The sequence below is a fragment of the Balneolales bacterium ANBcel1 genome (assembly GCA_029688905.1).
Taxonomy (GTDB): domain Bacteria; phylum Bacteroidota; class Rhodothermia; order Balneolales; family Natronogracilivirgulaceae; genus SLLW01.
The window spans coordinates 89,420-104,248 of sequence record JARULB010000003.1 but is presented as its reverse complement, the minus strand read 5'-3'; the positions used below and the strand labels follow the sequence as shown (position 1 = coordinate 104,248).

Here is a 14,829-nt window from a genome sequence, read left to right as displayed (position 1 = left end):
CGAGTGGCAGTTTCCATGAAGGAGAGGCCCGTGAGCGGCAGATTGAAAAAACGAGACATGCGCAAACAGGAAATCATAGACAGGAATCCATCGGCGCTGTGGAGGTATTTGCTGGATGAGGCTTCCGGTTCCGGATCATTGATTCTGGTGAACAACCTGCTCATGGAGCGGGAGGTTCGCCGAAAATGGCAGCGTGACCGGCGCGGGTTTGCACCGGATATCCGCACTCTCGAATCGTGGATGGAAGAGCTGGCCTTGCACAGCCTGGAAGAGAGCCGCATCCCCGCAGTGATTCTTACCGCCGAAGAGCGTTCCCTGTGGCTGGAGCAGTGGCTGGCAGGCCATCCCCGGAAAGAGTTCCGTCGTTTTGCGGGGATGAGATCGGTAACCGCCTTGTCCAATATCATCGGGGAGCTGTACCGGGAGAACCGGCATCCGGGGGCATTGTACACGATGCTTCAGGGAGCGGAGGATGCGCCGGTGCGCAGGGGAGTGACCGTCCGGCCGGATAAAGGACCGTCGTCACGGGTGCTCATAACGGAATTACTCGCCGATTACGAGCGCAAACTGACCGAAAACAACTGGGTCGACCGGGAACAGCTGGCAGCCGGTGTGAAACGTTTCCGAACCGACCTGATCCGCCATGAAAAACTGGTGCTCTATCAGATTGACGAGCTTTCACCCCTGCAGGAGCAGGTACTTGACCGCATCCTGGATGATGGCGGAGATGGCGGCCCACGGATGGTTCATATCCGGTACGGAAAGAAAGGCGTTGCGGCCGGAGGTCGGGGTGCTGGGTCATCCACCGAAAAAACCGAAACCGGTGTACCGCATGCCGGTGAGGAACGACCGGTTGAGAAGCCGCACACTGAGCTTCCCCGTCAGGATTCGTTATCTGATACCGGGGGTGGCAGGCTCGGCATGGATGTATTCCACCATCCCCGCGAAGAGCTGGAACAGGCGGTGCGCCATATTCTGGCATCGGTTTCCCGGGAGGATGTCGCCGGAGCCAGATCCGGGCAGGCGGTGGATGACAGGGCATCGGAGTCGCCGCCCTCCGGGTCGGGGCAGCCGGATAACGCGCCACCGGCCGACAGCACCGCCACCCGATTCGACGATTTCGTGATTCTCACCGGTGACCTCTCCCTGTACGAAGAGCTGCTTCCGGTGCTCTCAGAACGGTTCCGGGTGCCGCTGTACACCAGCCGCGGACCCTCTCTGATCAGCCATCCTTTTGTGCGCAGGATACTGACCTATCTCAAGCTGGATCACAACGATTTCCAGGTGGATGACGTATTCCGGGTTTTTGCCGATAACAGGCTGGTGCTGCCGGAGTTGCAGGATCATGACGAACAGAAAGCGCCGAACATCCGCCATTTTTCACAGTTTTGCCGGGCCTACAACTTTCGAACCTTGCGGGAGGTGTCGGAGGGGATGGGCCGTGTATTCGACGGTCTGCTTGAACATATTGCCTGGGAAGAGGATGAGGAGAAGGAAACGCGCCGGAGGGAGGGCCTTCGCCGCGACCGCGAGTTCTACCGGGAGGTCATCCGCCATCTGGAAGCGTTGCGGGAGCAGTATAAGACCGAAACCCGGCAGCGGCTGGGCGATTGGGTGCAATGGACCCGCGGACTCCTGGACCTGCAAAGGGACCTCATGAGCCGGGAAGCAAACGAAGCGCGCCAGCTTCTGGAAGTTATTCTTGAGAAGCTGTCGGCCGCCGGGCAGCGCCTCGGCCTTGGAGAAAGTATCAGTCGCAATGATTTTTTCAGGCTGCTGGAGCTTCGGCTGAAAGAGACCAGGGAGCGTCCCGAAGAAAAACCGGGCGGGGTGCTGGTTACGGAAATTCGTCACCTGCCGGAGGTGCATGACAAGGTGGTCTATGTGCTTGGTCTCCATGAGGAAGGATTTCCGAAGCCGGATCGTGCCGACTTTCTGCAGTTTCGCTATGAGAAGGCGCTTCGCAAGCTTACGGGCCGTGAGGGCACGGAGGAGTATGATATTGCAAGGCGTCAGCTTGAACGCTTGCTGGCATCAGGGCGCCCGCGTTTCCTCAGCCGCCCGGCCCATGTTGCTCAGAAGCCGGTCATGCCTTCACCATTGTGGCTGGATCTGGAGGACCAGGTTCGCCTTGCCGGTCACCGACTCCGTTCCATGAGCCGGCTGCCTGACCGCACTCCGCGAACCGGCGGTGCCGGGGCGCCGCTTGTCACCCGGCAGGATATCGCCCTGTGGATACTGAACCATCGTGCCGATGGAGCAGGTCGTGGCGCGCCGGATACTGATGCCGCAACAAGGACATCCGAAAAAAATCGGCAGCCCTCACTATTTGAGATGCATACGGAGGTTCCGGAGGAGAACTCTGTGATGGAAAAGGTCGGTCCGGAGCTCAGGGAGCAGATCCGGCCGTTTATCCGGCAGATGAAGCTGGCCGCTGCCGTTCAGCAAGAGCGCCGGGATTTTGAGCGGATGGGGCGGTACGACGGGGTGATCCGGTCCGGGTGGATGTCACGGTGGTGGACCCAGCGGGACAATACCGGCCCGATGAAGATGAGCATCAGCCGTCTGGATTCGTTTGCAGCCTCTCCACAGGAGTTTTTTTTCAAGTACATGCTGCGCCTGCAACCGCTTCATGAGTATCAGGACGATGCCGAATCAAATATCAAGGGCTCTCTGCTGCATCACATTTTGCAGGAATTTTACACTGAGACGGAGCAGGAGGGTCCGCCCGTTTGGCCTGCGGAGGATCCCGGCACCGCCGAAAAGCGCATGGAACGCATCCGGGAGCGGCTTGTCGGCGATTACCGGCATCAGATGGGCAATCCCGAAAGCCCGTTCCCCGATATTTTGAAAAAAAACCTGGAGCGCGTTACACGCTGGTTTTTGGAAGTCGAAAAGGAGGCGCATCCTGATATAAATGAGGATCTGTCAGATCTCAAGCCCGCGGTGTTCTACCCCGGTTCCGGCTTTTCCATGGAGCACAGCTGGGAATTTGAAGAGCGGTTGGATGGGGTGGATGTCGTTTTTCGCGGAATGATCGACCGCATCGACCTCTCCGGCGACGGGAAAGCCGCACTGATTTACGATTACAAATCCGGCGGATCAGGTGTGCAGAGCTATAAGGGCCGTATCTGCAAGGGGTTGAGTTTCCAGCTTCCGGTGTACGGAATGTACCTACGGAAAAGGGGAATTCCGCACTTTCTGGCCGGCTACTACAAACTTCCCATCAACGGAAAAAAGAAAGATGTGCAGCGCATCTGCACGATGGGTTCTGCCGAAATGATGATATATGAGAAGGTGTACACCGGCAAGGGGACCAGAAACGGCAAATATTTGCATTATAAAATGGCCGACGAACTGGACGCGTTTCTTGAAGCGATCCGAACCCTGAGGGTTTCGTGGATTTTGAAGACCATTCGCGAAGGCCGGTTTCATGTTTCATTGACGGGCCAACCCAAATGGTCGGATTATCGTCACATTAGCAGGTATGACGAGAGGGTGCAGCGCCAGCGTAAGAATGTCGAGTTGTCACGGAGGATGGAAACGGGACTTCGGTTCGAACTGGATCGTTACTATCTCGATGAACCGTTCTGGGAGGATGGAAAAAATGACTAAAGGCGATAGCAGGAGTCCGGCAGAACGCACGGAACAGATCCGGAAACATCGCGGCCATATGATTCTGGAAGCCGGTGCAGGAACGGGCAAAACCTACAGCCTCACCGAACGGGTCATCCATCAGCTGGTGGAGCGTAACGTGCCGCTGGAGCGGATGCTCGCGCTCACTTTTACCGATTTTGCCGCGGCGGAAATGCGCGCTCGAATCTACAAGGCCGTGAATGAGAAGCAGAGACAGCTCGCCGGGCCGGAACAGGTTCGGGAAGCCGACATGACCAATCTTCGGGATCGCGGGAAGCAGGGTGACACGGAACAGCCTGACACCGAGCAGGATTCGGCGGCTTCACACCAATTCAATCCGCAGGAAACCGGGAAGCAGCATGCCGAAGCCGTGAATTCGGGTAATGCCGGGAGCGACGAAGAGCAGATACCGGAAGGAGCATCCCCGTTGAATCCCGAACTGGAGCACTTGCAGCAGACACGGCGCCGGTTTTCAAAGAACTACATCTCGACGTTCCACTCATTCTGCAATCGGATCCTGCATTACTTCCCGGACGAGCTGGCCGGCATCGAAATATGGGATCAGCCGGAGTGGCTGGACCGGCATTACGGCAAGCCGAACACCCGGAATGTGGAAGGCTCTTTTGAGCTGCTTGGGGAGTACGATGAAGTGTTGTGGATGCAGGAGTGGCGCAAGGAGTTTTACCGGAAGTACAAAGCACATCCGGGACTTCAGCGTCAATTGTCACGTCTGTCGGTAGCGGATTTTGAGAAGTTCATGAGATTGCTGGCGGGTCTCGGGGAGGAGGTGCTCCGTGAACTGGCGGAACTGAGTCCGGAGCGGTATATCTCCAAACTGACGGTGCTCGCCGGTGAGTGGCAGGCCGAGAAGGAACAGATGGAGCGGTCACTTATCGAGGATTTCCGTGCAAACCCGCAGTGGTTCAGAAAACCGGATAAGCGTCCGCTTTCCTATGATGAAATGCTTGCCATTAGAACAAAGAGCGGATTTCACAGAAGGCATTTCGACAAGGACGCTGTCGACCCCGAGGTGCTGGATGAGGTTGTCGAGCGCGGGAAGCGGATGTTCGAAAGTACCGCTGTGCTGGAAAAAGTCGCCAGAACGCTCGCCCGGCCCGGTCTGGCGCAATCCCTTGCCGGTTATACGGATCAGGGTGACTTCGATCCCGATATGGAGGCGTACTGGAATATGCGCGACCTGGCGGAGCTGGCACTGCGCTGGCATCGGCTGATACGCTATATGCGGTTCGACGCGGGGTGTTTCAACTACGATGATATGATCTGGCTCACTCACACGCTTTTTGAGAACAACCCCGATGTGGCCGGTCAGGTGCGGCAGCGATTTGACCAGATTCTGGTGGATGAGTTTCAGGATACCGACAGCAGGCAATGGGACATCATCCGAAAAATCGGGTTTGACGACACTCCGGCAGAGACCGGACAGGTTCCGAAACGGGAAGTGCTGATTGTGGGGGATGTCAAACAGGCCATTTACGCGTTTCGGGGCGGGGATGTCGCCATGATGCACAAGGCGCACCGGGATCTGGCCGCTCATTCGGGCACCGATCCGGCGGTGGTTCCTCTCGACTGGTCATTTCGCTCGAACCCGGCGATCATCGGTTTTGCCAACCGGCTGTTCCGGCAGGTGTTTGAGACCCCGTCAGGGGCCGCATCCTACGAAGCACCCCATCAACCGCTCAAAACTCCGGATCCGAAACTCTCGAAAAATGCCGGTGCCGATGGCGAAGTGAGAGTTCTGCGCACCGACTACAAGACACTGAAGGGGCATAAGGTGGAATGGTCGGTTGAGGCCGAAGCGCTTGCCGAACGCATGGAATTGCTGGAGGCTCGCCGCATCGCCCGGTTCCTGCGGCAAATCCACGATGGGAAAGTCGATAAATACCAACGGATTACCGGAAAAATGCGCGCAGGAGAGAATGCCGTCGGCATCCTGTATCGGCGCAGGAAGCACTTCGGCGCCATGGAACAGGCACTTCAGGAGGTGGGACTCACCTGCACGGTGGGCAAAGGTGCCGGTTTCTTTGCCAGAAGCGAAATTAATGATGTGCGTCTGCTGCTCGCCTTTCTGCTGGATGCCTACGATGATGTGTCGCTAACGGGACTGTTGCGATCCCCCATGGTTTCTCTTTCGGATGAGGGGCTGCTTGCGGTACGCATGGCGATGGATGCCCCCGAGCACGATTATCCCAATTTCTGGAGTGCCGTGGCCGGTTTCAGGGATTGGGCTGGCGATGACCTGGATGCCGATGATCTGTTTGCGCTGAGTCGTGGCGTGCCCTTTTTGGAAAACCTCAGGAAACAGGTGCCGGTGCGGCGGGTGTCGGAGCTGGTCGAACAGGCGTTTTTCACCGATGGGCCCTGGCTTGGCGCCTATGCAGATGATTCCCGGACCAGGGAAAACCTGATGAAGCTGCTGGATGTGATCCGGAGCCTGGAGAGCGGCGGCCGCGGGACTCTTTTTGAAATCACCGGTTTTCTGTCCGATCGAATCGAGGAGGAAGCCTCCGAACCGGAGGCAGAGCTTCCCGATCCGGCACCGATCCGTTTGATGACGATCCACGGATCAAAAGGGCTCCAGTTTCCCATGGTGGTGATTCCGGATATGTATGCAGGCAGTCCGGAGGGAGGGGTTAAGCTGAATATCGCCCCCTCGGATGGCGACAGCAGCGCCTGGCCGTCGCTGGCGTATAAACAAGGCGATCGCGAATCCGGCAATGACACGGAGGACTCATTCATAAACATAGTATTGAGGTCCGAGGCCCGGAAACGGAACGCAGCGGAGATGAAACGGTTGCTCTATGTGGCCGTAACCCGCGCCGAAACCCATCTGATGCTGAGCCTGGCAAAGCCCGCAAATATCGGAGAGGGCGGAACCTTCGCGGAACTGATTAAGCCCTGGCTCCGAAGGGAAGAGGAGGCTGCGCCGGATGCCAGAAGGACTGGAGCCGGCCTTCCTGAACCGGATAAGCCAGTGCCGGACGGACCCCCTTCTTCACCGTCTGCTTCAGGAACACCGCATGCGGATTTGGATGCCGGGCAGGTGGTTATCTGTGACCTTACCCCCGACGAACTGGAGATGCTCGCCATGATGGGGTATCGTGATAAGGCAGGCAAGGCTCCATCAGGCGGCGATACGGAAAAAGCTTCCGATCATCAACCTGAAAAGACGGCCGGAGGAGGAGCGGAGGCGATGCCGGAGCGTTCAGGAGATGCTTTTGAACCGGATTCCGATGGTGTCCCGGAGCCGGACTCCGCGTATTCGGCATCGGGAGCGGAGGCCATGCCGGTGGTGATCGACCGTGACAACGAACGGTTCCGGCAGGTGGATCAAGCCGTTTCTTCGGAAATCAAAACCGCTTCGGAGGGTGCCCCGGCCGGGAAGCCGGACTCATCCAGCAAACCAGACGATAAAGCGGCCTCTGACCCGTCCCGTAAATCTGGTGATCGAGCAGACCGGGACCTCACCAGCAAACCTGATGAAGGATCGGCCCCGGACTTCACCCGCAAACCTGATGACCGAGCAGATCCGGAGGCCCCCCAAAGTGGTCCGGAGAACGCTGAAAGTCCTGCTCAATGGATCGCCCTCTCACCGGCCGACGCCGGAACCCTCGTGCACCGAACCCTTGAAATGGGACTGGTTGATGCCGCGCCGGATATTGCGCGTGCTTTCTGGCAACGGGAGTTGCTCAGGATGGGATACGCCAACCCGGATGGTGTGGCCCGCGATAACAGCGACGAGCTGATGCGCCATTGTCGAAATGCCGTTGCGTGGCTGAAAAGCCGATTCAGTGAGCCGCTGGAAACGCGGTTTGAGGTGGCCTTTGATCTGCAGACGCGTGAAAACGATCGTACCGTTACCATCCGTGGCAGCATCGACATGATACTCCGTGACCGCGACGGCAACGACCATATCGTTGATTTTAAAACGGGTCCGGTCGACACCGCCGAAATAAGCCGGCATGTTGCGGAAAACGGATATGACCGGCAGGTGGCTGTATACAGAAATGCGTATATTCAGCTCACCGGGAAACACCTTCCCGAATCGCAGGTCTGGCTGCTGTTTACAGCCCCGGATGAGGCCGAGCCTGTCAGCCTCCCGGACATTTCCAACCACACATAGCATTCTGTATTCATGGCTCGTTTTTTCCCGCGGCACATTGCGCCGTTGTATGTCATTCTGTTCATCTGTCTGTTCCCGGGGTTCCTGGCCGCCGGATCCGGAATTCAGTCACCGGCGCAGTTTCTTGGCTATGAGCCGGGCGACCGCTTTACACGGCACCACGAGATCAAGGCCTATTTTAAGCATATCGCGGCGGCCAGCCCGCTGGTGGAGCTGTATCAGTACGGCGAGAGCTACCAGGGAAGGCCGCTGTTCGTGGCGATCGTGAGTTCGGAGGAGAACATCCGGGCCCGGGATACCATCCGCATCAACAACCGCCGCGCAGCCGGACTCGAGTCCGGCATGGTTGAGGGCCGCACGGCCGCCATCGCCTGGATGAGCTACGGACTGCACGGAAATGAGTCATCCAGCCCGGAAGCGGCCATGCTGACACTTTATGAGCTGGTTTCGGGGCAGATTACATCCGTCGGTCATACACCGGGGGAGGTCGCCCAGTGGCTGGACCGCACCCTGGTGATCATGGATCCGGTGTTGAACCCGGACGGGCGGCAGCGTTACGTCTCCTGGTTCGAACAGACCGTCGGAAGGCATCCCGACCCGCGTATGGAAACCAGGGAACATGACGAACCATGGCCGGGCGGACGCTCCAACCACTATTATTTTGATCTGAACCGCGACTGGGCCTGGCAGGTTCAGCAAGAGTCGCAGCAACGCGCGGCGTTGTATCATATGTGGATGCCGCATGTCCATGCCGATTTTCATGAGATGCATGTCAACGACTACTTCTTCCCGCCATCGGCGGAGCCGTTTCACAATGCCATCACCCCGTGGCAGCGGGAGTTTCAGCACAAAGTCGGCGATAATCACTCCGCCTATTTCGACCGGCGCGGAGAACGCTATTTTACACGGGAGATCTTCGACCTGTTCTATCCAGGCTATGGCGATACCTGGCCGACATTCAACGGTGCCATTGGCATGACCTACGAGCAGATGGGCCATGGCCGGGCCGGCACCGCCATGATCCGGGCCAATGGCGATACGCTCACGCTTGCACAGCGCCTCATGAACCAGCATGTTGTCGGACTCTCCACCGTTGAAGTTACCGCCGCCAACAGTGAGCGGCTTAAGGACGAGTTTACGGAATATTTCCGCAAGGGGGCTGAAGCGCCGGCCGGTGATCATGATTTTTATGTGATCGGGGGTGAGAATCACCCGGATCGCATGAAGGCGCTGCTGGATTTTCTGGATCGGCAGGAAATCCGCTATTTCCACGCAGTCGACGGCCGCCGTATGAGCGGTCGGAACTATCTGACCGGCCGGGATGAGACACGCCGCACCTCAGGAAAGGATATCGTGATCCCCCTTGCTCAGCCGAAATCCGCGCTCACCAGAATCCTTTTTGAGCCCAATCCCGAACTGCCCGATTCCAACACCTACGACATTACCGCATGGGCGCTGCCCTACGCCTATGGGGTGCAGGCCTGGGCGGCCGATGGCAGAGTACGCATGGATGAAGCGGCGGTGCGGGTGGAACCCCGGTATCGACCGTTGAAAGGAGCTCCGAACGAACCGGCCGATGATTCCGGGCAAACCGACGTCGCCGGCCACTATGCCTATGCCATCCCCTGGGGGGATGTCAATGACGCCGCTTTTCTGGCGGGGTTGATGCAGGAGGGGATCCATGTGCAGCTCGCAGAAAAACGTTTTACCACCGGCGGAGAGACCTTCGAACCCGGTTCCATGGTCATTGTTTCGGGGGCAAACCGTCAGGTTTCATCCGACCGGCTGTACCGTCTTGTGGATTATTATGCGGCAAGGTATGATCGCCGGGTTACAGCGCTTGAATCCGGTCGTGTTGCATCGGGACCCGATTTCGGTTCGCCGCAACTGCACCTTGCCGGGGCGCCCGCTGTTGCGGTACCGGCCGGAGCCGGGGTCAATGTCGCCAATCTGGGCGAAATCCGGCACTTTTTTGATTATCGCCTGGAGTACCCTCTGGCAGTTTTCAACCTGGAGCGCCTTTCATCGTTTCCACTGGATGATTATGATGTGCTGATACTGCCGGACGGGAGCTATCTCGGCGGGGATCGCTTTGACTGGGACGCTGTCATGGAGTGGGTGGCCGCCGGTGGAAGAGTGATCGCGTTTCCGGATGCGGTTCGCGCACTGGCCGGACGGGAGGAGACCGCACTGATTCTCCGGGATTGGGAAGAGGGAACCGACATGGAGAGGGAGCAGGCCCGTTTTGAAGATCGGCGGCGTGCCGGTTTGTCCCGGCAAATCAGTGGTGCCGTGTTCCGGGTAACCCTGGATGACAGTCACCCGCTGGCCTTTGGACTGGGTTCCGACTATGCAGCCCTGAAACGGGGGTCGCTGGCGATCGATCCGCTTTCCGGCGGCTGGAATGTCGGGATGTATGCCGGGGACTCCATGGTACTGGGCGGATGGGCCGGAAGCGAGGCGCTGGAGCTTCAGGAGGGAGCCCTGGCCATCGGCAACCTGCGTCACGGCAGTGGGCAAATAGTGCTCTTCGCAGACAATCCGCTGTTTCGCGGGTTTTGGAGAAATGGCGAACTGCTGTTGTCCAACGCGCTGTTTCAAATGGCGATCATCCACTGATGCCATCCGGATTTACCGGTAGCCTGCATTTTTGCACCTCGCATCGTGGGGGGATGGTGTGCCCAAGGAGCGCTTGATGCCGCGACCGTGGCCCTACGACTCGTTTTCGGTGTCGTCGCTTTCCATGGCTTCACGAACGAGCCTTTCCCGCTTGCGCCGTCCGCTTCGGATGCCGAGAAAGGCGCCGGCCATCCCTGCAATAATCAGCACTCCTGAAAACGTTGCGTACGCGGGTAAACCGGACAGCCGCTCGGTGACTGCCGACAGTACCAGGGTGGGGAGTAGCAGTACAAATGCGAGAATATAGGGGAAATGCTCCATTTCAAACGTACGGCTGCAAAACCTCCGGCCCAGGGCGAAACTGAGATTCAAAAAGATCAGAAAAAAACCGAGGGCGAAAACGGGTCCGGCGATATCAGGCAGCTGCACCAGCGGGATCACTCCCTGTGTGAAAAAAAAGATTACCACTCCGATGAGCAGGGTTGCTCCGGTGAAGGCAAAAGCGCGTGCGGCCTGATGTTGCAAATTGGACATGTAAATGCTCCGGAAGGATAGGGGGTCAGTAAAATATTATCTGCTAGAAAACCAGGTTTCAGGGTCGAGGTTGGTGCTCTGTTCCCGGATCATGAAGAAGAGCGAAGGGCCTTTCAGGGAGTTTTCATCGCCGGAGGCGCCAATCACATCCCCCTCCTCCACAAAAGCATTTCGTTCCACAAGAATCTCGGTCAGGTTGCCGTAAACGGTTATGTACCTGCCGTGCTTCACAAATATGCAGTTTCCGAAGCCGGGAATCGGCTGAACCGCAAAAACATAGCCGTCGTGAACCGACCTGACTTCGCTTCGGGCGTCGGTAAGGATTTCGATGCCCGGATTGTTGATGCTGGTTCCGTAGACGGGATTCACGCGGTTTCCGAACCGGGCTGAGACCACGCCGGAGGCAACCGGCCACGGAAGCCGGCCTTTTTGCTCCTCAAACGAGTTTTCAATCGCCCGGAGCTGCTCATCGGTCGGCCTGTCGGCAGGTTCCACAGGCCTTGAAAACCGGTCGATCTGCGCTTCCCGTTCCCGGCGGCTCCGGATGTTTTCGGCGTTGGCCAGCCGTCGCATGCGCTCCTGTTCCAGGCGTCTCAGGCGTTCCTGTTCCGCCTGCCGGATCCGGGCCTCCTCTTCAATCAGCTCGGAGAGCGTGCTTTCCATGTTTTCAGCCTCATTGCGGGTGGCGCTGAGCCGTTGCTCCAGCCGTTCACGGTCACGCTGCAGCCGGGCTATCTGGCGCTGTTGCTCCTCCTTGCGCAGTTCCAGCCGCTGCCGTTCCTCCTCGGTCTCGGCAATATTCTGCCGGTTTCGGCTGCGCGCATCCTCCAGCTCTCGTTCCCGTGTCTCCAGCTCCTCCTGCATGTCATAAATTTGCTGCGCCTGCTTCTGGCGATGGTCTTCAAAGCGGTTGAGGTAGTAGGAGCGTACCAGCATCTGGTTCAGGGACGCGGAGGTGAGAAGCAGCACTTCCTCGGGAATGCGGCCATGTTTGTAGATGTAGGTCAGGGTGGACTTGTAGTTGTCGATGAGGGTTTGCAGGTCCCGGTTCAGGTCATCGATCTGATTCTGAGTGAGACGCAATTCCTCGAGGATGGAGGCTCGTTCCTGCTCCATGGTGCGAATGACGGCGTTGCGGAGCGATATTTCGCGCTGGAGATTCTGGAACTGTTCGTAGTTGCGGGTGTATTCATCCTCGGCGCTGGAAATCTGATCCTGAAACCCGATGATTTGACGGCGAAGTGACTGGATATCGGCCCTTGCCTTCTCCTGCTGCTCTTCCAGTTGCATCCGGAGGTTCTGGTAATTCTGGCCGTGGAGAGCAGGCGGGGCAGCCAGCAGCAGCGACAGCAGCAACAGCGATATGAGAATTTGGGAACGGCTCATAACCGGATAATTTCGATATCCTGGGGAATGGCGATGTCGAAATCGAGGTCACTCGGATTAATTTCCAGCGATCGTATGACGAAAAAAATATTCGATTTCTCATCATAACTCAATATCTGGATCCGGGCCGGAAGCCGGTGTCCGTCAATTTCGGTGTAGTTTTCGAAATGAAATGTGCTGTACTCTTCCGGGCGACGGGAATGGAGCTCGGTTCGCCTGAGCTGCCTGTGTTCCCTGTCGATATAATGGCGGCCGCCTTCGGTAGTTTCGACAAGATAATAGTCCGGGTTTTCAAAGAGCCCGGCAATCTGATCCGGTCCGGTGACGGGGTGGAGAATCCGGATCAAATTGATCGCACCGATGCCGTTCAGGTAGAACCAGGCGGCAGTGTCATGCGACATTTTGTGAGCAACATCTTCCAGCCGGTTGAAGATGATCACGGAATCGGGGTCGCTGTAGATGCGGCCGCCCTCAATCCCCAGATTGTTACGCAGGGAGAGCAGGCTGTAGTCTCGGTTTGACCGGAACCGCACGGTCAGCCGTTCGCTGTGCCCGGGTTCGCTCACCTGGGCGCTGGCACGGCCGCTGATTGCATACAGGGTATCTCCGGATGCGATGTACTCATTGAAAAAGTCTTCCTTTTCGATTTCAGATCGTTCGAATGTGCCGGGTTCCAACCTGAGTATTTCCGGAGGTGCGCAGGAGGCAAGCACCAGGGCCAGAAAAAAGAGGGATATCAGCGGATGCCGATGAGCAGAAAAGGGCACAATCCGGTTTTTCATGACATCAATTGATATGAAGGCGCTCTTTGAGATGTGTGCGCGATTCGTCCTCTTCCAGCGCTTTTTGCCACCAGTAATGGGCCCGGTCCGGCTCTCCCAGCTTGTCGTATACATCTCCCATATGCTCCAACACTTCGGCGCTGGCGTCGCCTGTTTCGATGGAAGCCCGAATATACTTGTAGGCGTTCTCATACTCTCCCATCTTGAAATAGATCCAGCCCATGGTATCCAGGAAGGCGGAGTTATCCGGATTGATTTCCAGCGCCCTGATAGCCATCTCTTTCGCCTGGTCGAGGCGTTCGTTTCTTTCACTCAGGTAAAAGGCATAGTTATTCAGGGCAACGTCGTTTTCAGGGTTCAGGGCAATGGCCTCTTCGTAGTTCAGATCGGCCTGGTCCCAGCGTTCCAGCGCGGCATAGGTGTCGGCCAGCGTGCCCAGGATCACCGACCGGAACTGCGGGCGTGCCGGCAGCTCCGAGGCCGATGCCAGCCAGACGGCAGCCTCTTCAAGGCGGGCTTTCAAAAAGTAGGAGCCGCCGACAAAGAAGTGAATGAATGCGTCCTCAGGTACGTATTCGTCGGCTTTCTTCCCGGTTTCCACAGCCTGTTCGTAATTTCCGGCGACATAATGGGTCTGTATGAGTTGTCGCCATGCGGCATCATTCTCCGGCATCAGCTCCGTGGTTTTCCGGAGGTGAAGGAGCGCTTTGTCCTCCTTTCGCGCGGTGAGATAGAATTCCGCCGCCATGGCGTGCGACATTCCGTGGTCGGGCTCGGTTTCCAGCAGTGAAGTCACCAGGGTTTCGGCCGTTTCCCTGAGCGGCAGGTCATCGGGATCGCTTGCAAACCGGCTGATGATGAATTGCATGATTTCAAATTTGTTGCCCGGAGATACCGAGGGGTCGCTGATCAGCTCATTCAGCAGGGCCCCGGCTTGATCCCATTGCTCGTTGCCGATGTGGATATCGGCCAGATTGACCAGCAATTCCGGGTTTCGGGGGTTGCGCTTGAGCGCCTGTTCAAGGGCATTTTGCGCTTCTTCATCCGCCCCTTCATCCAGGTAAAGCTGACTGAGCATCATCAGGGCGTTCATATTTCCGGGATCCAGCTGCAGAACGGTCCGGAGCTCGTCAATGACGGCTCTGGTGTCATCCAGCCGGTTGAAATTGGTGATGCGCTGATAGTGGGTGGTAAGGTCGGGACCGGTCAGGTCCAGAATTCTCTGATAGGTCTGGTTCGAGGCTTCGTAATTGCCCTGCTCATTGTGGATACGGGCCTTCATGCGGAGAATGCCGATGTCGGAAGGGCGCTGTTGCAGGATGGTGTCGAGCTGGCTTATTGCCTCTTCGTAGTTGCCGCCGGCGTGATGGCCACGGGCCAACTGAATGCGATACCACCGGTTTTCGGGCGCCAGCGCCACCGCCTGCCGGTTGTAGTGGATCCCGTTGACCATATCCCCCAGATCGTAGTAGAGGTCCGCCAGTGCAAACAGGATTCCCGGCTCACCGGGTTTTAGCTCATGCGCTTTGTTCAGATGGATTTCAGCGACATATAGATCGTCCAGCTGCATGGCGGTAATCCCGCGAATAAAAAGCGAACGAGCCTCAATTTCGGCGCTCTCCCGGACAGTTTGCTCTTCGGTTATCCCGTTGCCGGTTTCGGTTACCGGCTCACTTGTGGAACAGGCAGAAAAAACGCTGGCGGCAAGAGCTGCCACAGCAATTATCCGTA

Annotated in this window: 7 protein-coding genes; 3 read left to right on the top strand and 4 right to left on the bottom strand. The window is 57.6% G+C overall.

Annotation, left to right across the window (positions count from 1 at the left end; translation table 11 throughout):
* Positions 1-57 precede the first annotated feature (57 nt).
* From QA596_04850 to QA596_04840, 3 genes are read left to right on the top strand one after another with little or no spacing between them, the layout of a single operon-like run.
* Positions 58-3,615: an exodeoxyribonuclease V subunit gamma gene (locus QA596_04850; protein ID MDG5766787.1), complete on the top strand. Its 3,558-nt coding sequence runs from the start codon at positions 58-60 to the stop codon at positions 3,613-3,615.
* Positions 3,599-7,777, top strand: a complete 4,179-nt coding sequence (locus tag QA596_04845) for a UvrD-helicase domain-containing protein (protein MDG5766786.1) — start codon at positions 3,599-3,601, stop codon at positions 7,775-7,777. Before QA596_04850 ends, QA596_04845 begins: the two co-directional genes overlap by 17 nt.
* Positions 7,778-7,789: 12 nt before the next feature.
* Positions 7,790-10,396 carry a M14 family zinc carboxypeptidase gene (locus QA596_04840; GenBank protein ID MDG5766785.1) on the top strand — a complete coding sequence of 869 codons (2,607 nt, stop codon included), beginning with the start codon at positions 7,790-7,792 and terminating at the stop codon, positions 10,394-10,396.
* A 93-nt stretch (positions 10,397-10,489) separates the two neighbouring features.
* Here the strand turns inward: QA596_04840 and QA596_04835 are convergent, their stop codons facing one another.
* The 4 genes from QA596_04835 to QA596_04820 are packed head-to-tail and all read right to left on the bottom strand — an operon-like array spanning position 10,490 to position 14,815.
* The gene (locus tag QA596_04835) at positions 10,490-10,930 is read right to left on the bottom strand and encodes a hypothetical protein (protein ID MDG5766784.1); all 441 of its coding nucleotides are present in this window, start codon (positions 10,928-10,930) and stop codon (positions 10,490-10,492) included.
* A 36-nt stretch (positions 10,931-10,966) separates the two neighbouring features.
* A complete protein-coding gene (locus tag QA596_04830) occupies positions 10,967-12,316 on the bottom strand; it encodes a peptidoglycan DD-metalloendopeptidase family protein (GenBank protein ID MDG5766783.1) in 1,350 nt (449 codons plus the stop codon).
* Positions 12,313-13,098 (bottom strand): DUF4292 domain-containing protein, encoded by a 786-nt coding sequence (locus tag QA596_04825; protein ID MDG5766782.1) that lies wholly within the window; start codon positions 13,096-13,098, stop codon positions 12,313-12,315. Before QA596_04825 ends, QA596_04830 begins: the two co-directional genes overlap by 4 nt.
* A 4-nt stretch (positions 13,099-13,102) precedes the next feature.
* A complete protein-coding gene (locus QA596_04820) occupies positions 13,103-14,815 on the bottom strand; it encodes a tetratricopeptide repeat protein (GenBank protein MDG5766781.1) in 1,713 nt (570 codons plus the stop codon).
* Positions 14,816-14,829 lie beyond the last annotated feature (14 nt).

Excerpts from the sequence above, each read along its gene's own strand:
- QA596_04850 (MDG5766787.1), top strand. The coding sequence starts at position 58 with ATGCGCAAACAGGAAATCATAGACAGGAATCCATCGGCGCTGTGGAGG.
- QA596_04845 (MDG5766786.1), top strand. The coding sequence starts at position 3,599 with ATGGAAAAAATGACTAAAGGCGATAGCAGGAGTCCGGCAGAACGCACG.
- QA596_04840 (MDG5766785.1), top strand. The coding sequence starts at position 7,790 with ATGGCTCGTTTTTTCCCGCGGCACATTGCGCCGTTGTATGTCATTCTG.
- QA596_04835 (MDG5766784.1), bottom strand. The coding sequence starts at position 10,930 with ATGTCCAATTTGCAACATCAGGCCGCACGCGCTTTTGCCTTCACCGGA.
- QA596_04830 (MDG5766783.1), bottom strand. The coding sequence starts at position 12,316 with ATGAGCCGTTCCCAAATTCTCATATCGCTGTTGCTGCTGTCGCTGCTG.
- QA596_04825 (MDG5766782.1), bottom strand. The coding sequence starts at position 13,098 with ATGAAAAACCGGATTGTGCCCTTTTCTGCTCATCGGCATCCGCTGATA.